The 22,912-nt window shown below is 72.1% G+C and carries 22 protein-coding genes; 10 read left to right on the top strand and 12 right to left on the bottom strand.

The genetic code is table 11. The annotated features are described in order from the left end of the window. Positions 1–55: 55 nt before the first annotated feature. A complete protein-coding gene (locus tag IH50_RS0118215; protein WP_030862883.1) occupies positions 56–1,180 on the bottom strand; it encodes a SchA/CurD-like domain-containing protein in 1,125 nt (374 codons plus the stop codon). 234 nt (positions 1,181–1,414) lie between these two features. Here IH50_RS0118215 and IH50_RS0118210 point away from each other — a divergent pair, with 234 nt between their 5' ends. Continuing rightward, positions 1,415–3,217 (top strand): FAD-dependent oxidoreductase, encoded by a 1,803-nt coding sequence (locus IH50_RS0118210; protein WP_030862881.1) that lies wholly within the window; start codon positions 1,415–1,417, stop codon positions 3,215–3,217. A gap of 24 nt (positions 3,218–3,241) precedes the next feature. Here the strand turns inward: IH50_RS0118210 and IH50_RS0118205 are convergent, their stop codons facing one another. Further along, positions 3,242–4,210 carry a hypothetical protein gene (locus IH50_RS0118205; protein WP_030862878.1) on the bottom strand — a complete coding sequence of 323 codons (969 nt, stop codon included), beginning with the start codon at positions 4,208–4,210 and terminating at the stop codon, positions 3,242–3,244. Positions 4,211–4,371: 161 nt separating this feature from the next. Next, the gene (locus tag IH50_RS0118200; protein WP_030862875.1) at positions 4,372–5,817 is read right to left on the bottom strand and encodes a glyceraldehyde-3-phosphate dehydrogenase; all 1,446 of its coding nucleotides are present in this window, start codon (positions 5,815–5,817) and stop codon (positions 4,372–4,374) included. 199 nt (positions 5,818–6,016) lie between these two features. On the opposite strand from IH50_RS0118200, the gene IH50_RS0118195 reads away from it, so the two are divergent. After that, complete coding sequence (locus tag IH50_RS0118195; RefSeq protein WP_030862873.1) at positions 6,017–6,421, top strand: SseB family protein; 405 nt, start codon at positions 6,017–6,019, stop codon at positions 6,419–6,421. A 14-nt stretch (positions 6,422–6,435) separates the two neighbouring features. On the opposite strand, the gene IH50_RS0118190 is transcribed toward IH50_RS0118195, so the two are convergent. The 5 genes from IH50_RS0118190 to IH50_RS0118170 form a co-directional block, all read right to left on the bottom strand. Then, the gene (locus IH50_RS0118190) at positions 6,436–6,825 is read right to left on the bottom strand and encodes a MarR family transcriptional regulator (RefSeq protein ID WP_030862870.1); all 390 of its coding nucleotides are present in this window, start codon (positions 6,823–6,825) and stop codon (positions 6,436–6,438) included. Between the two features lie 199 nt (positions 6,826–7,024). Continuing rightward, positions 7,025–8,056: a LacI family DNA-binding transcriptional regulator gene (locus IH50_RS0118185; protein WP_030862867.1), complete on the bottom strand. Its 1,032-nt coding sequence runs from the start codon at positions 8,054–8,056 to the stop codon at positions 7,025–7,027. Further along, positions 8,053–8,946, bottom strand: a complete 894-nt coding sequence (locus IH50_RS0118180) for a carbohydrate ABC transporter permease (RefSeq protein ID WP_030862865.1) — start codon at positions 8,944–8,946, stop codon at positions 8,053–8,055. Before IH50_RS0118180 ends, IH50_RS0118185 begins: the two co-directional genes overlap by 4 nt. Then, on the bottom strand, positions 8,943–9,920 hold the full coding sequence (locus IH50_RS0118175; RefSeq protein WP_199822103.1) for a carbohydrate ABC transporter permease: 978 nt from the start codon (positions 9,918–9,920) through the stop codon (positions 8,943–8,945). The genes IH50_RS0118180 and IH50_RS0118175 overlap by 4 nt, the downstream gene beginning before the upstream one ends. Continuing rightward, the gene (locus tag IH50_RS0118170; protein ID WP_030862860.1) at positions 9,917–11,236 is read right to left on the bottom strand and encodes an ABC transporter substrate-binding protein; all 1,320 of its coding nucleotides are present in this window, start codon (positions 11,234–11,236) and stop codon (positions 9,917–9,919) included. The genes IH50_RS0118175 and IH50_RS0118170 overlap by 4 nt, the downstream gene beginning before the upstream one ends. 184 nt (positions 11,237–11,420) lie before the next feature. Here IH50_RS0118170 and IH50_RS0118165 point away from each other — a divergent pair, with 184 nt between their 5' ends. The 6 genes from IH50_RS0118165 to crcB (IH50_RS0118140) all read left to right on the top strand — a co-directional run bounded on the left by IH50_RS0118165 (position 11,421) and on the right by crcB (IH50_RS0118140) (position 16,762). Continuing rightward, positions 11,421–13,442 carry a beta-galactosidase gene (locus IH50_RS0118165; protein ID WP_030862857.1) on the top strand — a complete coding sequence of 674 codons (2,022 nt, stop codon included), beginning with the start codon at positions 11,421–11,423 and terminating at the stop codon, positions 13,440–13,442. 112 nt (positions 13,443–13,554) lie between these two features. Continuing rightward, positions 13,555–15,114, top strand: coding sequence for a glycoside hydrolase family 53 protein (locus IH50_RS0118160; RefSeq protein ID WP_030862852.1), 1,560 nt, complete (start codon positions 13,555–13,557; stop codon positions 15,112–15,114). Positions 15,115–15,276: 162 nt separating this feature from the next. Further along, positions 15,277–15,534, top strand: a complete 258-nt coding sequence (locus tag IH50_RS0118155; protein WP_030862850.1) for a helix-turn-helix domain-containing protein — start codon at positions 15,277–15,279, stop codon at positions 15,532–15,534. Between the two features lie 75 nt (positions 15,535–15,609). Then, positions 15,610–16,047, top strand: coding sequence for a fluoride efflux transporter CrcB (crcB, locus tag IH50_RS0118150; protein WP_030862847.1), 438 nt, complete (start codon positions 15,610–15,612; stop codon positions 16,045–16,047). Beyond that, on the top strand, positions 16,044–16,391 hold the full coding sequence (locus tag IH50_RS0118145; protein ID WP_030862843.1) for a DUF190 domain-containing protein: 348 nt from the start codon (positions 16,044–16,046) through the stop codon (positions 16,389–16,391). Before crcB (IH50_RS0118150) ends, IH50_RS0118145 begins: the two co-directional genes overlap by 4 nt. Continuing rightward, on the top strand, positions 16,388–16,762 hold the full coding sequence (crcB, locus tag IH50_RS0118140; RefSeq protein ID WP_030862840.1) for a fluoride efflux transporter CrcB: 375 nt from the start codon (positions 16,388–16,390) through the stop codon (positions 16,760–16,762). The genes IH50_RS0118145 and crcB (IH50_RS0118140) overlap by 4 nt, the downstream gene beginning before the upstream one ends. On the opposite strand, the gene IH50_RS0118135 is transcribed toward crcB (IH50_RS0118140), so the two are convergent. Further along, positions 16,759–17,805 carry a fatty acid desaturase family protein gene (locus IH50_RS0118135; RefSeq protein ID WP_030862837.1) on the bottom strand — a complete coding sequence of 349 codons (1,047 nt, stop codon included), beginning with the start codon at positions 17,803–17,805 and terminating at the stop codon, positions 16,759–16,761. The two genes, crcB (IH50_RS0118140) and IH50_RS0118135, sit on opposite strands and share 4 nt — an antisense overlap. A gap of 157 nt (positions 17,806–17,962) precedes the next feature. Between IH50_RS0118135 and IH50_RS0118130 the strand changes: the two genes are divergently transcribed. Then, entirely contained in the window at positions 17,963–18,691 is a 729-nt protein-coding gene (locus IH50_RS0118130; protein WP_078914007.1) for a FadR/GntR family transcriptional regulator, read from the top strand. Beyond that, positions 18,691–19,707: an asparaginase gene (locus IH50_RS0118125; RefSeq protein ID WP_030862833.1), complete on the top strand. Its 1,017-nt coding sequence runs from the start codon at positions 18,691–18,693 to the stop codon at positions 19,705–19,707. The genes IH50_RS0118130 and IH50_RS0118125 overlap by 1 nt, the downstream gene beginning before the upstream one ends. A gap of 40 nt (positions 19,708–19,747) precedes the next feature. On the opposite strand, the gene IH50_RS0118120 is transcribed toward IH50_RS0118125, so the two are convergent. From IH50_RS0118120 to IH50_RS0118110, 3 genes are all read right to left on the bottom strand, one after another. After that, on the bottom strand, positions 19,748–20,905 hold the full coding sequence (locus IH50_RS0118120; protein ID WP_051767359.1) for a D-alanyl-D-alanine carboxypeptidase family protein: 1,158 nt from the start codon (positions 20,903–20,905) through the stop codon (positions 19,748–19,750). A 91-nt stretch (positions 20,906–20,996) separates the two neighbouring features. Further along, complete coding sequence (gene rho, locus IH50_RS0118115; RefSeq protein WP_107062080.1) at positions 20,997–22,247, bottom strand: transcription termination factor Rho; 1,251 nt, start codon at positions 22,245–22,247, stop codon at positions 20,997–20,999. A gap of 259 nt (positions 22,248–22,506) precedes the next feature. Continuing rightward, the gene (locus tag IH50_RS0118110; RefSeq protein WP_030862824.1) at positions 22,507–22,905 is read right to left on the bottom strand and encodes a nuclear transport factor 2 family protein; all 399 of its coding nucleotides are present in this window, start codon (positions 22,903–22,905) and stop codon (positions 22,507–22,509) included. Positions 22,906–22,912: the final 7 nt, after the last annotated feature.

Genomic DNA, 22,912 nt, shown 5'->3' with positions numbered 1-22,912 from the left:
GGTGTGCCGGTGACGTCCGGGCGTCCGCGGCCGCGGACGTCACCGCGGTGGACCGTCAGGAATCCGCGGAGCTGCGGTCGGTGACGGGCATCATGTCGGCGTGCGCCAGGAGCCGGTGCAGGGTGCGCTCCGAGTCCAGGGAGCCCTCGACGCCGATCGCAGCGCCGTCCAGGAGACGCTCCAGCTCGGCCGCCTTGCCCGGGCCCTTGACGCCGAGGGCGGCGGCGGGGTCGAGATCGAGCTCGCCGATGACGTCGATCATGCGGACCACGACGTCGTCGCGCTGGAAGACGGTGCTCGCGTACACCGGGCTGTCCGGGTCGCTCGCCGCGGCCTCGTCCTGGTGGGCGAGGAACCGGGCCATGTCCAGACCGTGGTCCGCCACGGCCGGGTAGTACAGCATGTGCCGTCGCAGGCCGCCGGGTTCCGGACGGCCGGCCGTCACGTGCTGCATGGCCGGGAGCGCCGCCCGGGTGAAGAACACCCGCGCGGAGTCGGAGTCGGACAGGTCCCGGTCCTGCTCCAGATAGGGGTTGATGGCTTCTTCCACCGCCTGGACCTCGGGCTGGCTGGCCACGTGACACAGGGTGGCCAGCAGGTCGCCCTCCACCTCCACCGCCCGCACGACGCGGTTGCCGTGCATGAAGAGGGAGGTGCGGTGCAGCCGCGTGATGCCGTTGATGCGCGTCTCGGGTGCGTCGTAATTGGCCAGGATGTCCACGACCTTGGACTCGGAGCCCGGCTTCACGGTGAAGGTGAGGGCGTGGCGGGTGATCCCGGCGCCCACGCGTGCCGCCTTCTGCAGGCCCGCCCGCGCTGCCTCGGCGGTGAGCGGCTGGTCCGGATGGGTCTCGCGCAGGACGCTGTAACGCATCGACCGGGTGTCCCGGACGCAGCTGTGCATCGGCCGGACGATCTGGATGTGCTCCTCGCTGTTCACCCACGCGAGGAACGGCAGGGCGCTCTCCCATTCACTGGTGATGAGCCACTGCGAGGGGTTCTCGATCGACTGGCACAGTTGGTCGCTGATGTGGCCGGGAACGGAGGCGACCTTGTTGCGCATGTGCTCGTACGCCTCGAGGAACTGTTCCTGGGCTCCTTCGTACAGGTCCAGGAGCAGGATCACCCGCAACCTCGAGCCGTCGAACGCAGACTGCGAAATGCGTGCCGACATGGTCATCCGGCGCACCTCTCCTCTTCTTCGGAAGGTCGGGCAACGACCGCCGTGTCCGAAGATCCGGAGGTCGCCATGAGTCGATCGTTGACGCGACTTTCCGGTGTGCGCGAGCGACACGGGGCAGGTGGGTGAACCGCGTGCCATCCGGGTGCCGCCGGGACGCGAGCGGGCCCGTACCGGGCATGAAAGGTGCGTCCCATCCCACAGCCCGTCGAGGGCGACGCTGGAGGCGTTTCAATGAATCGATCGGATACGGCCGGCCGGGCGGATCACCGCACGCCGGTCCTCATCGTCGGCGGTTCCCTGGTGGGCCTGTCGATGTCCCTCTTCCTGGGGCGCCTCGGCGTGCCGCACACGCTCGTCGAACGCCACGCGGGCACGTCGATCCACCCGCGCGGGCGGGGGAACAACGTACGCACCATGGAGCTGTTCCGGACGGCCGGGCTCGAGCAGCGCATCGGCCGGGCCGCCTCGGTCCTGGCGGAGAACCACGGCATCTGGCAGACCCCGAGCCTGGCGGGCGACGAGGGCGAGTGGCTGCTCCAGGAGATCGACCCCGGTGGCGGGCTCGCCCGCTTCAGCCCCAGCGGGTGGTGCCTGTGCAGCCAGAACGACCTGGAACCGGTGCTCCTCGAAGGGGCCCGCGAACTCGGCGGGGACCTGCGCTTCGGGACGGAGATGCTCTCCTTCGACCAGGACGCCGAGGGTGTGACGGTGCTGGTCAAGAGCCGGGAGACCGGCGAGCACACCAGGATCCGGGCGGACTACCTCGTCGCCGCCGACGGCCCGCGCAGCCCCGTCCGCGAGGCGCTGGGCATCGGGCAGAACGGCCCGGGCGACCTGTTCCACAACGTGAGCCTCACGTTCACCTCCCGCCGTCTCGCCGGAGTCGTCGGGGACCGGCGGTTCATCGTCTGCTACCTGACCAACCCGGAGGCCGACGGGGCCCTGCTGCCGGTCGACAACCGGGAGCACTGGGTGTTCCACGCCCCCTGGCACCCCGAACACGGCGAGACGCTCGAGGAGTTCACCGACGAGCGGTGTGTCGCCCACATCCGCAAGGCCGTCGGCGTGCCGGACCTCGACGTGGAGATCACCGGCCGGGCCGCCTGGCACGCCGCCGAGCGGGTCGCCGAACGGTACGCGGACGGCCGGGTGTTCCTGGCCGGCGACTCGGCCCACGAGATGTCGCCCACCGGGGCGTTCGGTTCCAACACCGGCATCCAGGACGCCCACAACCTCGCCTGGAAGCTGGCCGCCGTGCTCGGCGGCTGGGCCGCGCCCGGCCTGCTGGAGTCCTACGACGCCGAACGCCGGCCCGTCGCGGAGGCGACCAGCGCCCGTGCCTCCTCCCGTTCGAGCGAGCACAGCCACCCCGGCTACACCCCCGCCCCCGGCGCGCCCGCCCTCGGAGCCCCAGCCCCCGGCGGTCCCGGAGCCGGTGGCCCCGGAGCCGGAGCCGGAGCCGGTCGTCCCGGCGGTCCCGGTGGTCCCGGTGGTCCCGGCGGCCCTGGAGCCGGCGGTCCCGGTGGTCCCGGTGGTCCCGGTGGTCCCGGGATGAAGCCGGGCGGCATCCTCAACGTGGCGCTCTGCTACCGCTACCCGCGCGGCGCGGTCCTGGGCGCCGACCCGGCGACGCCGGTCATCCCCGACGGGGTGATGCTGACCGGCGAGCCCGGCAGCCGCGCCCCGCACGTGTGGCTGGACCGCTCCGGCACCCGGATCTCCACGCTCGACCTGTACGAGCGGTCGTGCGTACTGCTGAGTTCCGCGAACGGCGCCTGCGACTGGCACACCGCGGCGGCGAAGGCCGCGAAGGACCTGTCCGTACCGCTCGACGCGTACCGGGTGGGCGAAGGACCCGACGCGGAACTGATCCCCGAGGACGGTGCCGACTGGGCCCGGACGCACGGGATCACCGAGGACGGCGCGGTACTGGTCCGCCCCGACGGCTTCGTCGCCTGGCGCTCCGAAGGAGCCGTACCGGATCCGGCGGCGGTGCTGCGGGAGGCCGTCACCACCGTCCTGGCACGGAACTGACGGGGGAGCGGCGGCCGGCGGACGTCACCCTCCGCCGACGCCGCCCTGCCGTCCCCGTTCCGCCTTGGCCTGGTGCTGCTCGAACCGCTGGAGCGCGGGTCCGTCGGCGTTCCACGGCCAGGGCGTGACCGTGCCCTGCAGCGTCTGGAAGACGGGGTGCGCGTCGACGGCCCGGCCGGCCGCGCACAGGGCGTACGCCAGCACGTTCAGATCGGCCTGCGCCGCCGCGTGCTGGAAGAAACCCGGCTTCGCCCACAGCGCGGCCGCCTGGTCCAGCGCGGCCGTGATCTGTCCGCCCTCCCACAGCTGGCCGGCCGTCATGGCCCGCACCCCGCCCTGCGCCAGCAGCCCCTGGTACTGCCGCACGGCGGCGGTCAACTCGACCGCCGCACAGGCCGCGTTGGCCGGGATACGGGTGCGCACCACGTCGACGAAGTCGAGGACGGCCGCGCTGGACCCGCCTTCCTCCGGCGACAGGTACGCGAGCATCTGCAGATACGCCTCACGGTGCCAGCGGTCGCGCCCGGTGGCCTCCCGCCAGACGGCGTTGACGTCGTTCTGGCCGTAGCGTTCGATCCGGGACACCCCGAGCAGGACCACCCACGGCAGCGGATCCTCCGGTCTTCGCTCGGCGGCCTGGTGGCACTGGGAGACCAACTGCCCGGCGTCCTCCAGGTGTCCGTCCCGCAGACCGCGCACCAGCCCGGTCCAGGAGTGGAACACCAGGGCGTCCGCGTTCTGCGGCTCCCGGCCCAGCCACGCCGCCGCGATCTCCGCGTCGGCCGTCGCCTCGGCCAGGACGGACATCCGGTGACCGCGACGGTCCCAGTCGTCCCCCGTCTCCTCCAGCAAGGAGGACACGAGGGTCACGTCCGCGGCCCTGCCGCCCCCGTTCCGCTTGCTCAACCGCCCCAGCACGCGCGCCAGCTCGGCGTCGTCGAGGGCGGGCACGATACGGGGGCGTTTACCGGTGCGACTGCTGAAGAGGGCCATGCCGGAAGACTAGGAACTCCACGTGGTCCGGCAACCCGAACGGGGTGATCGTTACCGATCTGCCCCTTACCGCCGGTACAGCGGGCAGACCGGGGCGGGGACGGGCATCCCGCCCGCCCCCGCCCCGTCGTCGCGTCCGTTCCGCTTGCCGGCTTTCCGGGTCAGACCGCCGGGGCCGGGTAGGTCGGGTACTCCACCCCGGAAACGTACTGGACGACCCGGACGACCTGGCAGGAGTAGCCGAACTCGTTGTCGTACCAGAGGTAGAGGATCGCGTTGTCGCCCTCGACCTTCAGCGCGCCGGCGTCGACGATCGAGGCGTGGCGCGAGCCGATGAAGTCGCTGGAGACCGCGTCGGGCGCGCTGATGAAGTCGATCTGGCGCTTGAGCGGCGAGGTCAGCGATACGTTGCGCAGGTGCTCCAGGACCTCCTGGCGGTCGGTCGCGCGGCCGAGCTGGAGGTTGAGGATCGCGATCGAGACGTCCGGCACGGGCACCCGGATCGAGCTGCCGGTGATGGTCGCCCCGAGGTCGGGCAGCGCCTTGGCGACGGCCGAGGCGGCACCCGTCTCGGTGATCACCATGTTCAGCGGCGCCGAACGGCCGCGCCGCTCCGACTTGTGGTAATTGTCCAGCAGGTTCTGGTCGTTGGTGAACGAGTGCACCGTCTCCACGTGCCCGCGCAGTACCCCGTACTCGTCCGCCATCGCCTTCAGCGGCGGCACGATCGCGTTGGTGGTGCAGGACGCGCAGGACAGGATCCGCTCGTCCGGCTTGAGGGTGTCGTGGTTGACGCCGTGCACGATGTTGGGCACGTCGCCCTTGCCGGGCGCGGTGAGCACCACCTTGTCGATGCCGGGACGCAGGTGCAGCGAAAGCCCCTCGCGGTCGCGCCACTTGCCGGTGTTGTCGATGAGGATGGCGTTCTTGATGCCGTACGCCGTGTAGTCGATCTCCGTCGGGTCGCCCGCGTAGATCACCTTGACGGTGTTGCCGTTGGCGGTGATCGTGCTGTTCGCCTCGTCGACGGTGATGGTGCCCTGGAACTGGCCGTGCACGGAGTCGCGGCGCAGCAGCGAGGCCCGCTTGACGATGTCCTGCTCGCCGCCCCGGCGGACCACGATCGCACGCAGTCGGAGACCGTTGCCGGACCCCGACTTCTCGATGAGCAGCCGGGCCAGGAGGCGGCCGATGCGGCCGAAGCCGTAGAGGACGACGTCGCGCGGCTCGCGGCGGTCGATCTTGTCGGCGCCGGTCGCGCCGGCGACGGCCTCGGCGGTGAACTCCTCGACGGACAGGCCCCGGTCGTCGGCGCGGTGGGCCTCGGCGAGCAGGCCGATGTCGATCTGTGAGGGGCCGAGGTCGAGCGTGGTGAGCGCCTGGAGGAAGGGCAGCGTCTCGGTGACCGAGAGCTCCTCGCCGGCGATCTGCCGGGCGAAGCGGTGGGTCTTGAGGATGCTGACCACCGACTTGTTCACCAAGGAGCGGCTGTGCAGCAGGACGGTGACGTCCCGCTCGCGGTGCAGCTTCCCGATGATCGGGATCATCGACTCCGCGATCTCCTCGCGGTGCTTCCAGCTGGTGAACGAGTCTTCGTTGACAGTCACAGGATCATCTTTCGAGCTAGAGGGTGCTCATATGATAGCCATGCGGATCATCGGGGCCGGAGGGGGTGCCGGAAGGCCGGTGGACGGACCGGGAATCGCAGGGTTGCGTGACATGCGAACGGGTACGCGTGCAGCATCGCGCCCGGGCCGGATCTTGTCCCGGGAAGGCCGTACGACCGCCGCTACCAGGGAATCTGTCATGGAAACACCCGCGCACGAGAACAACGCCCCCACGCCCGCGCAGCGGGCCCTGGACGCCCTGTCGGAGAACACCGAGGACACGACGGCGCTGGACGCCCTCGCCAACAGCGACGTGCTGATCCCGGTCCCGGACGACGCGGGCGACGAGGAGGCCGCCGACCCCGGCGCGGTCGCCCTTCCGGTGCTGGAGCAGCCGGGCGGCACCCAGGTGGTGCCCGTGTTCACGTCCGAACTGGAGATGGCCGGACTGCTGCCGTTCGTCTCCCGCTACCGGCTCGTCCCGCTCGGCGCACTCGCCGCCCAATGGCCGGCCGAGGACCTGTCCCTCACCATCGACGGCAGCTCCGAGCACCGTCTGACGCTCACCTCGGAGGGGGTGCGTACGCTGCTGGCCCGCCCGTAGGCCGGGCCCGGGCCCTATGCGCCCAGGGCGCGGGCGAGTGCGGCGCGCTGTACCGGCAGCACCTCGGCGTGCAGCTCACGCCCTTCCGGTGTGAGCTGCACGTACACCCCGCGCCGGTCCTCCAGGCACATGCTGCGCTCCACCAGGCCGTCCTTCTCCAGGCGGGCGATGAGGCGGGACAGCGCGCTCTGGCTGAGGTGGACGCGGCCCACCAGGTTCTGCACCCGGCACTGCTCGCCGTCCGGGGACGTCGCGGTCGCGAGCAGGTCGAGCACCTCGAAGTCGGAGGCGCCCAGACCGTACGGATGCAGCGCGCGGTCGATCTCGCCCAGGGTGCGCGCGTGCACCGCGAGGATGTCACGCCACCGTTCCTCGAGCCGCGCCCCGGTCGTCTCCGCTGCCATACCCGAACGGTAACACTTGTCCGACATTCAATGAATGCGCAACAAACGTGCGACGGCGGCCCTTTTCGGCAGGCCGAGCGGGCACGTTCTGGAACGGACCGGCGAGGCCGCGGTCCGGACCCTGTACGGAGGCCGCCGGCGCCCCGCCCCGAGCGGGACCCGGGACCGTGCTTCCGCCGGGCCGGGCCCCGTACGGGGCCTACGCCGAGTCCCGCTTCACCAGCTCCGTCGGCAGGATCACCGCCGCCGGGTCCTCGCCGCCGATCTGTGCCAGCAGCACCCGCACCATCTCCGTGCTGATGCGGTCCCACGGCTGGCGGATCGTGGTGAGCCGCGGACTCGCGGCGACGGCCGCGGGGGAGTCGTCGAAGCCGCCGACCGCGACGTCCTCGGGCACCCGGCGCCCCGCCCGGTGCAGCGCGGTGAGCACGCCCTGCGCCATCAGGTCGGAGGCGACGAACACCGCGTCCACGTCCGGGGCCCGCGCCAGCAGCCGCTCGGCGCCCGCCTCACCGCTGGCCCGGCTGTAGTCACCGGAGACGACCAGCCGCTCGTCGGCCTCGACGCCCGCCTCGGCGAGCACCTCCCGGTACCCGGCCAGGCGCTCCACACCACCGGGGGTGTCGAGCGGACCGGTCACCACCCCGATCCGCCGCCGGCCCAGCGCCAGCAGGTGCCGCACCATGTCGCGGGCGCCGTCCCGGTCGTCGGCGGCCACGTAACCGACCTTCGAGCCCAGCCCGATCGGTTTGCCGCACGCGACCAGCGGCACCCCCGCCGCCCGCAGCTCCTCCGCCACCGGGTCGCCGGAGTGGCTGGACACCAGCAGCACCCCGTCGACGTGCCCGGCGGTGATGTACCGGGTGATGCGCCGCCGTTCGTCGTCCGTGCCGGCCAGCATCAGCAGCAGCGGCACGTCGTGCGCGGCCAGCGCCTGTGTGCACCCGCGCAGCAGGACGTTGAAGTTGGGGTCCTCGAAGAACCGCTCCTGGGGCTCGGTGAGCAGGAAGCCCACCGAGTCGGAGCGGCCGGTGATCAGCGAGCGGGCGTGCCGGTTGACGACGTAGCCCGTCTTGCGGATGGCGGCGTCGACCGCCTGGGCCGCGGCGGGGCTGACGTAGTGGCCGCCGTTGAGCACCCGCGAGACGGTGCCGCGCGAGACACCGGCCTCGCGCGCCACGTCGTGGATCGTCGGCGGCTTGCGCCTGCCCCCCGTGTTGCTCATGGTCATGACTTTACGGCCCCGGAGAGCAGATCCAGACTCCAGAACCGCTGGACGACCAGGAACAGGGCGACCAGCGGGAACACGGCGAGGAACGCGCCCGTGATCACCAGGGTGTACAGCGCCGGGGTGTTGGCGCCCTGTTCGAGCAGGGTGTGCAGGCCGAGGGTGATCGGGAACTTCTCGTCGTCGCTGAGCATGATGTACGGCAGCAGGAAGTTGTTCCAGACCGCCACGAACTGGAACAGGAAGACCGTCACCAGGCCGGGCAGCATCATCGGCAGCGCGACCCGGGTGAAGATCCGCCACTCGCCCGCGCCGTCCATCCGCCCGGCCTCCACCACGTCCGCCGGCACCGCGGCCGCGGCGTAGATCCGCGCGAGGTAGACGCCGTACGGGGAGAGGATCTGCGGCAGCAGCACCGACAGGTAGGAGTCCGTGAGGTCCACCTGCGCCAGCAGCAGGTACTGCGGGACGGCGAGGATCACCGGCGGCATCAGCACACCCGCGAGCAGTACGTTGAACAGCGTCTCGCGGCCCCGGAAGCGGTAGACCGCCAGCGCGTAGCCGCTGACCGCCGACACGCACGTCGACAGCAGCGCGCCCGCTCCGGCGTACAGGGCGGAGTTGCCCATCCACTGCCAGTAGACGCCGTCACGGTAGGCGTTGAGGTCGGAGAGGTTGTCGGCGAAGCCGGTGCCCGGCCAGAACGTGAAGGTGGAGAACAGTTCCGAGCCGGACTTGGTGGACGCGATGACCACCCAGGCGACCGGCAGCAGGCAGTACAGCGCGCCGAGCAGCAGCGTCACGGTCGGGACCAGCGCGGTCCGGCGGGGGCGCGCCGGGCCGCGGGCGGTGCCGGCCGCGGGCTCGGTCTTGGGCAGGGCGAGGGAGCTCATCGTGCGGCCTCCTGCTTGTCGCGCCGGTTCGTCGCCCGCAGGAAGCCGAAGGACAGCACCAGGGTGGCGAGTGCGATGAGGGTCGCCTGGGCGGCGGCCGCGTGGATGTCGCCGGTGCCGAAGGCGTCCTGGTACACCTTCATCAGCGGACTCCAGGTGGTGGAGACGGAGTTGGTGAGCGGCTTGAGGACGGTCGGTTCGCTGAACACCTGGAGCGTCGCGATGACCGAGAAGAAGAAGGTCAGCACCAGCGAGGGCGCCACCATCGGGATCTTGATCCGCAGCGCGATCTGCAGCGGGGTGGCGCCGTCCAGCCTGGCCGCCTCGTACACCTCGGCGGGGACGGCCCGCAGCGCGGTGTAGATGACGATCATGTTGAAGCCGGTGCCGCCCCAGACCGCGATGTTCGACAGTGCCAGGTACAGCGGCCCGCCGTCCAGCAGATCCGGTTGCGGCAGACCGAACTTGTCGAGCACGAAGTGGAACGGGCTCACGTCCGGCAGGTACAGGAAGCCCCACAGCAGGGCCGCCACCACGCCGGGGACCGCGTACGGCAGGAAGATCGCGAGCCGGGTGAAGGGGGCGAGCCGCACCTTCTCGGAGTCGAGCATCAGCGCGAACAGCAGCGCCAGACCCAGCATGACCGGCACCACGATGCAGCCGTAACCGAGCACGCGCAGCGCGCCGTCCAGCAGCTCGCTGTCGGACAGGGCGCCGGTGTAGTTCTCCAGGCCGGCCCAGACCTCTGTGCGGGCACCGGCCCCCAGCCCGAGGCCGGACACCTGCACCTTGCGGAAGCTGAGCCAGACGGCGTACCCGATGGGCAGCGCGAAGAACAGGAGGAACAAGAGGGTCGCGGGGACGAGGAAAAGGTAGGGGGCGCTTCGCACTCGTTTGAGGGCGGTGGTGGGAGACGGGTGGGCGTACGGGGCCCCCTCGACCCCATACGGCGTCCGGCGGGCCGGGGACTTCACTCCGCGACCCCGAAGCCCTGCTTCTTCAGGTCGGCGACCGTGTCCTGCTGCATGGTGTCCAGGGCGGCGGTGAAGTCCGACTTGTTCTTCGCGGCGGCGCCGAAGGCGTCCTTGAACGTCGTGTAGGCGACGTTGACGTTCGGTCCCCAGGCGGACGGTGCGGTGGTCTTCGCGATCGCGGCGGCCTTCTCGTAGAAGTCGGGCTGGTTGGCGAAGTACTCCGGCGGGCTGGCGAAGGCGCCGCTGAGCTGGGCCGAGGTGGAGGCTGGGTAGATGCCGCTCTCCTTCGCCAGCGCGTTCAGCGCGTCGGCGTCGGTGTTCAGCCAGGCGGCGAACTTCGCGGCGGCCTCCTTGTTCTTCGAGTCGGTGGTGACACCGGTGGAGGAACCGCCCCAGCTGCCGGTGCTGCTCTCGCCCTCGTTCCACTGGGGGAGCGGGGCCATCGCCCACTTGCCCTTGGTGTCGGGCGCGGCCGTGGTCAGCGTGCCCGGCGCCCACACCGCGCTCACCCACGCGATCTGCTTGCCGGTGTTGAGCGCCTTGTTCCAGGCCGGGGTGTACATCGGCTGGTTGTCGACGGCGCCCTCCTTCACCAGGCCGCCCCAGAACGCGGCGACCTTCTTCGTCGCCGCGTCGTCGATGCCGACCTTCCACTTGTCGCCGGAGGTGGTCCACCACCGGGCGCCGGCCTGCTGGGCGAGGCCCGCGAACAGGCCGGAGTCGTTGGCGGAGAAGGTGGTCAGGTCCTTGTCGGGGGCCTTCTTCTTCAGCTCGCGCGCGGTCTCGGCGAACTCCTCCCAGGTGGCCGGGACGGAGAGCCCGTACTCCTTGAACAGGTCCGCGCGGTAGTAGAACATCATCGGTCCGATGTCCTGCGGGACCGCGTAGACGGCGTCCGTGCCGAGGGTGGTCTGCTGCCAGACGCCCTCGGCGAACTTGCTCTTCGCGTCGCCCACGGTGTCCGCTATGTCGGCGAGCGCGTCATTGCTGACCAGCGTGGGCAGTGCCTGGTACTCCGCCTGCACCAGGTCGGGCGCCTTGCCGGCCTTGTGCGCGGTGAGGATCTTGGTGACCAGCGTGTCGCCGGACGCCTGCTTCTTCACCGTGACGGTGATCTGCTCCTTCTTGCCCGGCCCCTTGTTCCACAGGTCGACGACCTTGTCCATGCCGGGGGCCCAGGCCCAGTACGTCAGTGAGACCGGGCCCGACTGGGCCTCGCCGTCGTCGGACGACGAGCCGCAGGCGGCGAGCGCGGTGGCGCCGAGCGTGACGGCGACGGCGGAACTCACGAGGCGACGGCGCTTCGTGTACGGCATGGAACTCTCCCCTGACCTGGGGCCCTCGCCTGCTGCGAAGACCAGCCATGCATCTGTGAGCGTTCACAGTAGAGAAACATCCCGGACACTTGTCAATGCTTGTTGCTGTGCGGTTATGTTGGCTCCGCGCCGCCGAAAACGTGTGTGCACGTTCCCAGAAGATCGACACATCGGGAGAGAATCCATGCCGGAGACCACCCCCAGGGGCCTCACCGGGCTCGCCTTCGGTGGGGACTACAACCCCGAGCAGTGGCCGGAAAGCGTCTGGGACGAGGACGTCCGGCTGATGCGGGAGGCCGGCGTCACCATGGTGAGCGCCGGGATCTTCTCCTGGGCCCTGCTGGAACCCGCGCCCGGCGCGTACGACTTCGGCTGGCTCGACCGCAGCCTCGACCTGCTCCACGCGGGCGGCATCCGCGTCGACCTCGGCACGCCCACCGTGGCGCCGCCCGCCTGGTTCTACCGCGCCCACCCCGACGCGCTGCCCGTCACCGAGGACGGCGTACGCCTGGAGTTCGGCTCCCGCGGCGCCATCTGCCACAGCAACGCCGACTACCGGGCCGCCGCCGCGAACATCACCACGAAACTCGCCGAGCGCTACGGCGACCACCCCGCGCTCGCGATGTGGCACGTCCACAACGAGTACGGCGTCCCCGTCTCCGCCTGCTACTGCGACTCCTGCGCCGCTCACTTCCGCCGCTGGCTGGAGCGGGAGTACAGCACCGTCGACGCCGTCAACGAGGCCTGGGGGACCGCCTTCTGGGGCCAGCGCTACGCCGCCTTCGACGAGATCAACCCGCCGCGCCGGACCCCGACGGCCGGCAACCCGGCCCAGGCGCTGGACTACCGGCGGTTCGCCGACGCCACCATGCGCGAGAACTTCACCGCCGAGCGGGACATCCTGCACCGCCTCTCACCCGGCGTCCCGGTCACCACCAATTTCATGACCGCGCTGAGTCAGTGCGACTCCGTCGACTACTGGGCCTGGGGCCGCGAGGTGGACCTCGTCACCAACGACCACTACCTGATCACCGACGGCCGCCGCACCCACGTCAACCTCGCCATGGCCGCCGACCTCACCCGCTCCGTCGCCGGCGGCGCCCCCTGGCTGCTGCTCGAACACTCCACCTCGGGCGTCAACTGGCAGCCCCGCAACCCCGCCAAGGCCCCCGGCCAGATGGCCCGCAACTCCCTCGCCCACGTGGCCCGCGGTTCCGAGGGCGCGATGTTCTTCCAGTGGCGCCAGTCCCGGCGCGGCGCCGAGAAGTTCCACTCCGCGATGCTGCCGCACGGCGGCACCGAGACCCGCGTCTTCCGCGAGGTGACCGGACTCGGCGCGGCGATCGACTCGTTGGCCTCGATCCGGGGCACCCGCACCGAGGCCGACGCCGCCGTGCTGTGGGACTGGCACTCCTGGTGGGCGCAGAACCTCGACTGGCGTCCCAGCCAGGACCACGACGCCCGCGAACGCGCCGACGCCTGGTACGAGGCCCTCTACGACCACCACCTCACCGTCGACTTCGCCCACCCCGAGGCCGACCTGTCGAGGTATCCCCTGGTCGTCGTACCGGCCCTGTACCTGATGACGGAGACGGCCGGGAACAACCTCAGGGAGTACGTCGAGAACGGCGGCACCCTCGTGGTGTCGTACTTCTCCGGCATCGTCGACGAACACGACGCCGTGCACGAGGGCCCCTACCCGGGCGCCCTGCGCGACGTCCTCGGCCTGACCGTCGAGGAGTTCTCCCCCCTGCTCCAGGGCGAACGGGTCCGCCTGACCGGCCCCGACGGCGCGGAACTCGACGCCGACGTGTGGACGGAGTTCGTGGTGCCGCGCGGCGCCGAGACGGTGTGGACGTACGCCGACGGCCTGACCGGGGGACGCCCGGCCGTCACCCGGCACCGCCTCGGCGAGGGCACCGCCTGGTACGTCTCCACCCGGCTCGGCGCCGAGGGCCTCGCCCTCCTGCTCGGCCGGGCCGCCGAGGACGCCCGGATCGCCCCGCGCGCCGACCTGCCCCGCGACGTCGAAGTGGTGCGCCGCACGGGCGAGCCGGGCACCTTCCTGTTCGCGATCAACCACACCGCCACCGACGCCAAGGTGCCGCTGGACACCCCCGGTACCGAGCTGCTGACCGGTGAACGCGCCGCGGGCCGCCTCGCGGTCCCGGCGGGAGCCGTCCGGGTCGTCCGGCTCGACGGCTGAGCCGCGACTCCCCTCCGCCCGCGCGAGCGCACAGCCGCGGGCGGAGGGGCCCCGCCCCCGCCCTCCGGGCGCGGGGCGCCCCCTCCCCACGTCGAAGGGACGACGAACGCCCATGTTCCATCCCGGACGCACACTCCGCGCCCTGCTGCCGCCGCTCGTGGCCGGACTCGCCCTCACCGCCCTGCCCGCCCAGAGCGCGACGGCCGCGAGCACCCTCACCAACGGCGGCTTCGAGAACGACGGTTCCGGCACCGCCACCCCGGCCGGCTGGTCCGAACACGGCGACACGGCCGCCTCGTACACGGAGCCCGGCGGCCGCGACGGCGGCCACCGCCTCTCCCACTGGTCGTCCTCCGCCTACAAGGTGGAGACGTACCAGCACCTGTCCGGCCTGGCGGGCGGCGACTACAGGCTCACCGCCTGGGTCCGCTCCGGCGGCGGCCAGAACGCCGCGTACCTCGCCCTGAAGAACTGCGGCGGCGCCGAACAGCGCACCGACCTGCCGGTCTCCGACACCGGATGGATACGGATCGTCGTGCCGGTCCGCGTGACCGGCGGCCGGTGTACGGTCGGCGTCACCAGCGACGCGAACGCCGGCAACTGGATCAACGTCGACGACCTGACCCTCACCCGGGGCACCTCGGGCCTGCCGGTCAAGGGCGCCGACATCTCCTCCCTGCCCAAGAGCGAGGCCAGGGGCGGGGTCTACCGGACCGCGTCCGGCACCGCCGGCGACCCGGTCGCCATCCTGAGGTCCGCCGGCATGAACTACGCCCGCCTGAAGGTCTGGGTGAACCCGGCCGACGGCTACAACGACAAGGCGCACGTCCTCGCCCTGGCCAAACGGATCAAGGCGCAGGGCATGAAGCTGCTCGTCGACTTCCACTACTCGGACTCCTGGGCCGACCCGGGCAAGCAGAACAAGCCCGCCGCCTGGGCCGGACACGACTACGAGCAGCTGAAGAAGGACGTCCACGACCACACCTACGACGTCCTCGACGCCCTCAAGAGGCAGGGCACCACCGCCGACATGGTCCAGGTCGGCAACGAGATCAACGGCGGCACGCTGTGGAACGAGGGCTCCACCGACAACTGGCCCCAGCTCGCCGGACTGCTCAACTCCGGCTACGACGCCGTCAAGGCGGTCAGCCCGTCCACGGTCGCCGCGCTGCACCTCGCCGAGGGCGGTGACCTCGACGGCACCCGCTGGTGGTTCGACAACGCGGTCTCCCACGGCGTGAGGTTCGACGCCATCGGCCTGTCGTACTACGGCTACTGGCACGGCACGCTGCACGACTTCCAGACGACCCTGGACGACGCGGCCGGCCGCTACGGCAAGCCCGTCTTCGTCGCCGAGACGGCCTACCCCTTCCGCCTCGACAGCGAGGACGGCCTCGAGAACATCATCGACCTCGACACCGAACTCGTCCCCGGCTACCCGGCGTCCACCACCGGGCAGACCCGCTGGATGAACGACGTGGCGAGCATCGTGGAGGCCGTCCCGAACGGCCGCGGACTCGGCGTCTTCTACTGGGAGGCCACCTGGACCGCTCGCGCCGGCAACGGCTGGGACCCCGCCGACCCGTCCTCCGGCAACGGCTGGGAGAACCAGGCGCTGTTCGGCTACGACGACCGCGCGCTGCCCGCGACGGCCTGGTTCCGCCACCGCTGAGCCCGCCGGCCCCGCCCCGCGGACCGGGGCGGGGCCGAACGGCCTTCGGCCGCAGGGCCGTTGGGTCCCGGACAAGGCGCCGTCGGACCGGGACACGGAGCCCCCGCTCACGGCAGAGTGGAAGGGCTCCGGAGCGCGAGGCCCGGCGCGGAGGTGCACGAGATGCCGATGACCCCCGTCGACGGGACACGACTGCGCGTCCTGACGCTGCTGAGGGAACAGGACGCGGCGGGCGGCGGCCTGACCGCGGAGGCCGTCGCCGCACGGCTCGGTCTGCCCCGTCCGGCCGCCCTCACCCACCTGCGGCTGCTCACGGCCCTCGGCCTGCTGCACACCGACGGCTCCGGCGCCCGCGCGCGCTACCGGCGCGACGAGGCGCGGATCGCCGAGGTGGCACGGCTGTTCGAGAAGGGCTGGTAGCGCGCGGGGCCGTGGCGCGGCCCGCCGCGTTCCGGGACGTTACGCTGATTCCGAGCGAGTGGGAGACGTACGACGGTGACAGCCACGGAGACCGAGAGCCCTCGGGCCCGCCCCGCCTTCCGCGACCGGGCCCCCGTCGTCGCCGCCGTCGCGCTCGGCGGGGGAGCGGGGGCGGCGGCCCGGTACGCGGCCTCCCTGTGGTGGCCGGCGCACGGCTTCCCCTGGACGATCCTCTGGGTCAATGTCACCGGCTGCGCCGTCATCGGCGTGTTCATGGTGATCATCACCGAGGTCCGCGCCGCCCACCCCCTGCTCCGCCCGTTCTTCGGCACCGGTGTCCTCGGCGGCTTCACCACCTTCTCCACGTACGCCGTCGACGTCCACACCCTGCTCGACGGCGGCGAGGCGGGCGCCGGACTCGTCTACCTCGCGGTGACCCCGCTCGCGGCGCTCGCCGCCGTGTGGGTGGCCGCCTCGGCGACCCGCCGTGTTCTGACCAGGAGGCAGCCATGACCCGGCTGACCGGCACCGTCCTCCGCCTGACCGTGTACGTCGGCGAGAACGACACCTGGCACCACCGGCCCCTCTCCTCGGAGATCGTCCACCGGGCCCGTGCGGCCGGGCTCGCGGGGGCCAGTGTCTTCCGCGGTGTCGAGGGCTTCGGCGCCTCCTCCGTCGTCCACACCTCCCGGCTGCTGTCCCTCAGCGAGGACCTGCCGGTGGCGGTCGTCGTGGTCGACACCGAGGAGCGCGTACGGGCCTTCCTGCCGGAGCTCGACGGGCTGGTCGGCGAGGGCCTGGTCCTCCTCGACCGCTGCGAGGCCGTCGGGCACCTGCGTGGCGAGGGGACGCGGTGAACTGGCTGTACGTGGTGCTGGGCGCCATGGCCGGCGCCCCGCTGCGCTATCTCACCGACCGTGCGGTGCAGTCCCGGCACGACTCGGTGTTCCCCTGGGGGACCTTCACGGTCAACGTCGCCGGCAGCCTGGTCCTGGGCCTGCTCACCGGCGCGGTGGCCGCGGGCGCGGCCGGCCCCCGCCTCCAGCTGCTCCTCGGCACGGGCCTGTGCGGCGCCCTGACCACCTACTCCACCTTCTCCTACGAGACCCTCCGCCTGGCCGAGACCGGCGCACGCGGCTACGCCGCCGTGAACGTGGCGGCGAGCGTGACCGCCGGCCTGGGCGCGGCCTTCGCCGGCGCGGCCCTCGCCCACGCCGTGTGGGGTTAGCGCTTCTCGCGCAGCGGCTCCCCGACCTGCCTGAGGTGACGCAGGGCCTGGCGGTGCGAGGCGAGCAGACCCGTCCGGCAGTACGGGATGCCCAGCTCGGCGCAGTACCGCTCGGTGATGACCTGGGCCCGGCCGAGGGCCGGCGTCGGCATGCTGGGGAACAGGTGATGCTCGATCTGGTAGTTCAGCCCGCCCATGAACACGTCGGTGAACACCCCGCCGTCGACGTTGCGGGAGGTGAGGACCTGGCGGCGCAGGAAGTCCAGCTCGGTGCCCTCCTCGATCATCGGCATGCCCTTGTGGTTGGGGGCGAACACGGAACCCAGGTAGATCCCGAACAGTCCCTGGTGGACGGCGATGAACGCGAGCGCCTTGCCGGGGGAGAGGACCAGGAACAGACCGCCGAAGTACACGGCGAAATGGGCGACGAGCAGCGTTCCCTCCAGCACCGGCCGTTTCATCGACGGGCTGCGCAGCGCCTTGAAACTGCTGAAACTCAGATTGAGGCCCTCCAGGGTCAGCAGGGGGAAGAAAAGCGCCGCCTGGTGCTTTCCGATGAATCGCGCCGGCCCCTTCGCCTGTTTCGCCTGACGCCGCGACCACACGATGATGTCGGGAGCGACATCCGGATCCTTCTTCTCGTGATTGGGGTTCGCATGGTGGCGCGTGTGCTTGTTCATCCACCAGCCGTAGCTCATGCCCAGCAGCACATTGGCCACCAGCAGCCCGCCGGTCTCACTGGGGCGCCGGCGGGAGAACACCTGGCGGTGGGCCAGATCGTGCGCCGCCAGTCCGAGCTGCCCGAACACCAGGGCCAGAGCGGCGGCGACGAACAGCTGGCTCCAGCTGTCACCCAGGACGAGGAAAGCGGTGACACCGCCGGCGAGCGCCGTTCCCACGGCCCCGAAACGCACCGTGTAATAGAGGGGGCGGCGTCGCAGCAGACCCGCTTCGGCTATGCGCCGTGACAATTCGGAAAAGTCGCTTCCCTTTTCGCGTGCGGGCGCGGGCGGGACAGCGGTGAGTACCGTCGGATTGGCCATGTTCTTGAGTATGTGAACGATTTCCGCGGGGCGGAATGGCGTTGGCCCCCGGAGGGGAGTGGCGGGGACCCCCCCGACGGGGGGTGTGGCTGGCCCCACCCTCCCGGCGCGGGCCCTCCGCTTGACAGTGCCCGCGCCACCCCCGCACCATCGCCCCGTGAACCTGTCAGACAGCCAGACAGGTGGTGCGGGTCCGCGGCGCGTCAGTGCGATGGAAGCGGTCCTCTCCCACCTCCGCGACGCCATCGAGCGCGGCGAGTACGCGATCGGCGACAAGCTGCCCTCCGAGGCGGAGCTGTGCCGCGCCCTCGAGGTCTCCCGGCCCGTGCTGCGCGAGGCGCTGCGGGCCCTGCAGACCATGGGCCTGACCGTGTCCAGGACCGGCAAGGGCACCTTCGTCGTCGCCGACGCCGTCGAGGACCCCACCTTCGGCGACTACGCGGCCGGCGACCTGCTCGAGGTGCGCCGGCACGTCGAGATCCCGGTCGCCGGGTACGCCGCCGAGCGCCGCACCCCGGAGAACCTGGACCGGCTGACCCGGCTGCTGGACCGGATGGAGCGCGAGACCGACACCGCGGCGTGGGTCGCGATGGACACCCTCTTCCACCTCGCCGTGGCCGAGGCCTCCCAGAACCCGGTCTTCCGCCGGGTCATCGAGGAGATCCGGGACGCGCTGGCCCGCCAGTCCGCCTTCCTCAACGAACTCGGCGGACGCCGTGAGCAGTCCGACCGCGAGCACCGGGCGATCGTCGAGGCACTGGCCGACGGCTCCGCGCACGACGCCGTCCAGGCCATGACCCACCACCTCGACCGCGTCGAGACCACCCTCACCGACATCGTGCGCTCCGTGCGCACGCCGGCCCACGACTCCCCCCAGGCAGTGTGATGTACAGCACCATCCCCGCGGACACCCCTCTGATCCGCGAGCCCCTCCACGCCCCCGTCGCCCACCTGATACGCGGCGGGGTCGTCGAAGGCGTCCACTACGGCTCCGTCGTCGTCCTCGGCCCCGACGGCGAGGCCGGCTTCCAGCTCGGCGACATCGAGGCCGCCTGCTATCCGCGCTCCGCGCTCAAGCCCGTCCAGGCGGTGGCGATGGTCCGCGCGGGGCTCCCGCTCGACGGCGAACTGCTGTCGCTCGCCGCCGCCAGCCACTCCGGCGAGGAACGCCATCTCGCCGGCGTCCGGCGCATCCTCGAACTCGCCGGGCTGACGGAGGACGACCTCCGCAACGTCCCCGACCTGCCGTTCGACCCGGTCGTCCGGGACACCTGGGTGCGCGAGGGCCGCCCGCCGTCCCGGCTCGCCCAGAACTGTTCCGGCAAGCACGCCGCCATGCTGTACACGGCCCGGCTGAACGGCTGGTCCCTCGACGACTATCTCGACCCCGCCCACCCCCTCCAGCAGGCGATCGCCGAGATCGTCGAGGACCTCACCGGGCAGCGCGTTGCCACGGTCACCGTCGACGGCTGCGGCGCGCCGCTGTTCGCGGTCTCCCTGCGGGGGCTCGCCCGTGCCGCCGCGCGGATCACCACCGCCGCGTCCGGCACCCCGGAGGCGCGCGTCGCCGACGCGATGCGGGAGCACGCGGAGATGGCCTCCGGATCGGGCCGGGACGTGGCCGCGTTGATGCGGGCGGTGCCGGGGCTGCTCGCGAAGGACGGATTCGAGGGCGTTCAGGTGGCCGCGCTGCCCGACGGGCGGGCGGTCGCCGTGAAGATCGCGGACGGGGCGGGGCGGGCGCGGGTGCCGGTCGCCGCGGCGGCGCTGGTGCGGGCGGGGGTGGATGCCTCCCTGCTCAAGGGGTTCGAGGGTGAGATGTTGCTCGGGGGTGGGCGGCCGGTCGGGGAAGTGCGGGTCGTTCGTGCGCTGGAGTCTGTGACCTCACCGGCCTGGGTGTAGGTGTCCGCGCGGTTCCCCGCGCCCCCTCGGGGCGCTCTCGTCACCCTTGATCCGTCGGTACCGGGCCCCATCTGAGGCGCAGGTACAGGGACACGCTCGCGGCGCCCAGGAGGGCGGCGCCGGCGATGGTCCAGGTGACCGGGCGGCCCGGGGTGTCGTGGCTCCGGGCCACGGGGGCCGTGACGGGCTCCGCCTCCGGGCCGGCCGGCGGGCCGGGGCGCAGGGCGTCCAGGGAGCCCACCGGGGTCACGTGCCCGGCCGCCTCGAAGCCCCAGTCCAGCAGCGTGCGGGCCTCCTCGTACACCGCGTGGCCGCCGCCCGACCGGGGGTTCATGACCGTCACCACGAGGGTGCGGCCGTCCCGGCGTGCCGCGGCCACGAGGGTGTTGCCGGCGTCGCTGGTGTAGCCGTTCTTGATGCCGATCAGCCCTTCGTAGGGTTCGACGCCGTCCGCGCCGGTGAGCAGCCGGTTGGTGTTCACGATGCCGTACGAGCCGCCGTCGCGGGCCGGGAACAGCGCCTCGTGCCGGGCGCAGTACCGGGCGAACTCGTCGTTGCGCAGCCCCGCCCGGCCGAACACCGCCAGGTCGTACGCCGACGACACCTGACCGGGTGCGTCGTAGCCGTCGGGTGACCTGACCCGGGTGTCGCGGGCGCCCAGCGCGCGGGCCTTGGCCTGCATCCGCTCGGCGGTGGCCCGCCAGCCCCCGCTGAGCGCGGCCAGCACGCGCACGGCGTCGTTGCCGGAACTGAGGAAGACCCCGTTCCACAGGTCGGACACCCGGTACGTACGGTTCTCCGCGACCCCGACGAGGCTGCTGCCGGGGCCGATGTCCGCCAGCTCCTCCTCGTCGACCCGGTGCCGGATGCCGGCCGGGAGGATCGGCAGCACGGTGAGCGCGAACAGCGTCTTGAGCGTGCTGGCCGGCGGCAGCCGGCGGTGCGCGTCGTGCGCCGCCAGCACGTCGCCGGTGCGGGCGTCGGCGACCAGCCACGACAGGGCGGACGGATCCGGGACCTCGGGCGCCCCCGGGAGCGGGCGGACGTGTGTGCCGGGCCGGTACAGCAGCGCCCCGGCCCTCACCCGCGGCCCGGGGTCGACGCCGGCGATCGCCGCGGCGGGCGCCGTCACCAGCAGGCCCGCCGCGCAGAGCACGCAGGCCGACACGGTAGCCCGCGAAGTAAATCCGATAGTCATACCGCAAACGTAGGAAGGGACCCCCCGGACACCGTGCTGCCCCGGCCGGGGACCGCCCGCGAGCACCCGGATGCCGCACGCCGACGGCGCCTCAGCCGCCCGGCAGGGTCGGCTGGACGCGCCGCAGGAACGCCGCGTTGCCGGGGGTCTCGCGCATCCGGCCCAGCAGGGTCTCCAGATCGGCCAGCCCGTCCCGCGACCGCAGCGCGCGCCGCAGTCCCCGTGCGGCGGCCAACTCGGCCGGAGTGAGCAGCAGTTCCTCGCGCCGGGTGCCCGATCCCGTGATGTCGACGGCGGGGAACAGCCGCCGCGCGGCGGCCTCGCGGCTCAGCCGCAACTCCATGTTGCCGGTGCTCTTGAGCTCCTCGAAATAGAACTCGTCGGCCCGGGAGCCGGTCTCCACCAGGGCCGAGGCGAGGATCGTGAGCGAGCCGCCCTCCTCGGCCTGCCGGGCGGAGCCGAAGAACCGCTTGGGCCCGAGCAGCGCGGAGGCGTCGACCCCGCCGCTGAGGGTGCGGCCGCCGGAGGCGGCCGCGTTGTTGTACGCCCGGCACAGCCGGGTCAGCGAGTCGAGGAGCACGACGACGTCCTCGCCCGCCTCGACCAGCCGCCTGGCCCGCTCGATCACCAGCTCGGCGAGCGCGATGTGCTCCTTGGCGGGCCGGTCGAAGGTCGAGGCGTACACCTCGCCGCGCACCGAGCGCCGCATGTCGGTGACCTCCTCGGGGCGTTCGTCGAGCAGCACCACCATCAGCCGGCACTCGGGGTGGTTGCCGGCGACGGCCGCCGCGAGCTGCTGGAGCAGGACGGTCTTGCCGGTTTTGGGCGGCGCCACGAGCAGTCCGCGCTGCCCCTTGCCGACCGGCGTGAGCAGATCGGCGACCCGCCCGGCGAGGCCGGACGCCGGGTGCTCCAGGCGCAGCCGCCGGTGCGGATGAAGCGGCGTCAGGTCGCGGAAGTGCCGCCGGGCGTGCGGTGCGCCGGGGGTGCGGCCCTCGACGCGGGTGACCTCGGTCAGGGCGCGCCGGTCGCCGCGCACGCCCTCCACGAGGGCGCCCTTGCGCAGGCCGTGGCGGCGCAGCAGGGCGGGGGAGACGGACGGGTCGGAGGGGGAGGGCAGGCAGCTCTCGGCGCGCAGCCACCCCTTCCCGGTTGCGTCGATGTCCAGGACACCGGTGACGAGTTGGGGCCGCTGCCGTACGGGAGGGTGGTCGAGTGCGGTGGTGGTCATGGGGGCCGGTCCTTTCGCGGACGACGGACGGGAATGCGGTGGGAAGGAGGGGAACCGCGTGGGGAGGGCGGACACGCGCCTCCGGGCGGCGGAGAACAGCACCCCGGTCACGGCGGGAGGAGACCCTGCCGACGGGGTGGTGCGGGAAAGCCGTACGCCGGTCGGACACGACGGGCGGAAGCGGCGAACCGAAGTGATGTGCGAGGAAGAACTGGCACCGGCGCCCGGACAAGAGGGGGCGTAACACGGGTGCTGACTACACCGTACCACCCGGTGCGGTGGTGGATGCGGAAAAGCGCGGTCCGTACGGACGACGGGCCCGCCGGTGACGACCGGCGGGCCCGTGTCGGGGTCTCGCTCCCGTGCGGGTTCAGGCGGGGTTCTCCCGCGCCTCCTGGGCGATCCGCTCGAACCGCGCCCCCATGGCCGCCGCGAGCGCCTGCGCGCCCGACAGCGGACGCACCATCACGGTCAGCTCGTCGACGCGTCCTTCGTCGTCGACGTGGAGGAAGTCGCAGCCGTCGATCCGGCGGTCACCCACCCGCGCGGTGAACACGAGCGCGTGGTCACGGCCGTCGGCGTCGCCGATCTCGCGTACATACCGGAAGTCCTCGAAGACCTCCGCCACCGCGCGCAGGATCGCCCCGGTGACCGCTCTGCCGGTGTACGGCTTGAACACGACCGGGCTGGTGAAGACGACGTCCTCCGCCAGCAGCGCCACGACGGCGTCGAGGTCATGGGCCTCCACCGCCTCCCGGAATGCGCGCATCGCGACT

The sequence above is a fragment of the Streptomyces sp. NRRL S-37 genome (genome assembly GCF_000721605.1).
Lineage (GTDB): Bacteria > Actinomycetota > Actinomycetes > Streptomycetales > Streptomycetaceae > Streptomyces.
This window is presented reverse-complemented; position numbering and strand designations above follow the sequence as displayed.

Bases quoted from the DNA above. Each gene is read 5' to 3' on its own strand.
- IH50_RS0118135 (WP_030862837.1), bottom strand. From the start codon at position 17,805: ATGGCCAATCCGACGGTACTCACCGCTGTCCCGCCCGCGCCCGCACGC.
- IH50_RS0118155 (WP_030862850.1), top strand. From the start codon at position 15,277: ATGCCGATGACCCCCGTCGACGGGACACGACTGCGCGTCCTGACGCTG.
- IH50_RS0118160 (WP_030862852.1), top strand. From the start codon at position 13,555: ATGTTCCATCCCGGACGCACACTCCGCGCCCTGCTGCCGCCGCTCGTG.
- IH50_RS0118195 (WP_030862873.1), top strand. From the start codon at position 6,017: ATGGAAACACCCGCGCACGAGAACAACGCCCCCACGCCCGCGCAGCGG.
- IH50_RS0118145 (WP_030862843.1), top strand. From the start codon at position 16,044: ATGACCCGGCTGACCGGCACCGTCCTCCGCCTGACCGTGTACGTCGGC.
- IH50_RS0118165 (WP_030862857.1), top strand. From the start codon at position 11,421: ATGCCGGAGACCACCCCCAGGGGCCTCACCGGGCTCGCCTTCGGTGGG.
- IH50_RS0118205 (WP_030862878.1), bottom strand. From the start codon at position 4,210: ATGGCCCTCTTCAGCAGTCGCACCGGTAAACGCCCCCGTATCGTGCCC.
- IH50_RS0118215 (WP_030862883.1), bottom strand. From the start codon at position 1,180: ATGACCATGTCGGCACGCATTTCGCAGTCTGCGTTCGACGGCTCGAGG.
- IH50_RS0118185 (WP_030862867.1), bottom strand. From the start codon at position 8,056: ATGACCATGAGCAACACGGGGGGCAGGCGCAAGCCGCCGACGATCCAC.
- IH50_RS0118190 (WP_030862870.1), bottom strand. From the start codon at position 6,825: ATGGCAGCGGAGACGACCGGGGCGCGGCTCGAGGAACGGTGGCGTGAC.
- IH50_RS0118170 (WP_030862860.1), bottom strand. From the start codon at position 11,236: ATGCCGTACACGAAGCGCCGTCGCCTCGTGAGTTCCGCCGTCGCCGTC.
- IH50_RS0118120 (WP_051767359.1), bottom strand. From the start codon at position 20,905: ATGACTATCGGATTTACTTCGCGGGCTACCGTGTCGGCCTGCGTGCTC.
- IH50_RS0118210 (WP_030862881.1), top strand. From the start codon at position 1,415: ATGAATCGATCGGATACGGCCGGCCGGGCGGATCACCGCACGCCGGTC.
- IH50_RS0118180 (WP_030862865.1), bottom strand. From the start codon at position 8,946: ATGAGCTCCCTCGCCCTGCCCAAGACCGAGCCCGCGGCCGGCACCGCC.
- IH50_RS0118125 (WP_030862833.1), top strand. From the start codon at position 18,691: ATGTACAGCACCATCCCCGCGGACACCCCTCTGATCCGCGAGCCCCTC.
- IH50_RS0118110 (WP_030862824.1), bottom strand. From the start codon at position 22,905: ATGCGCGCATTCCGGGAGGCGGTGGAGGCCCATGACCTCGACGCCGTC.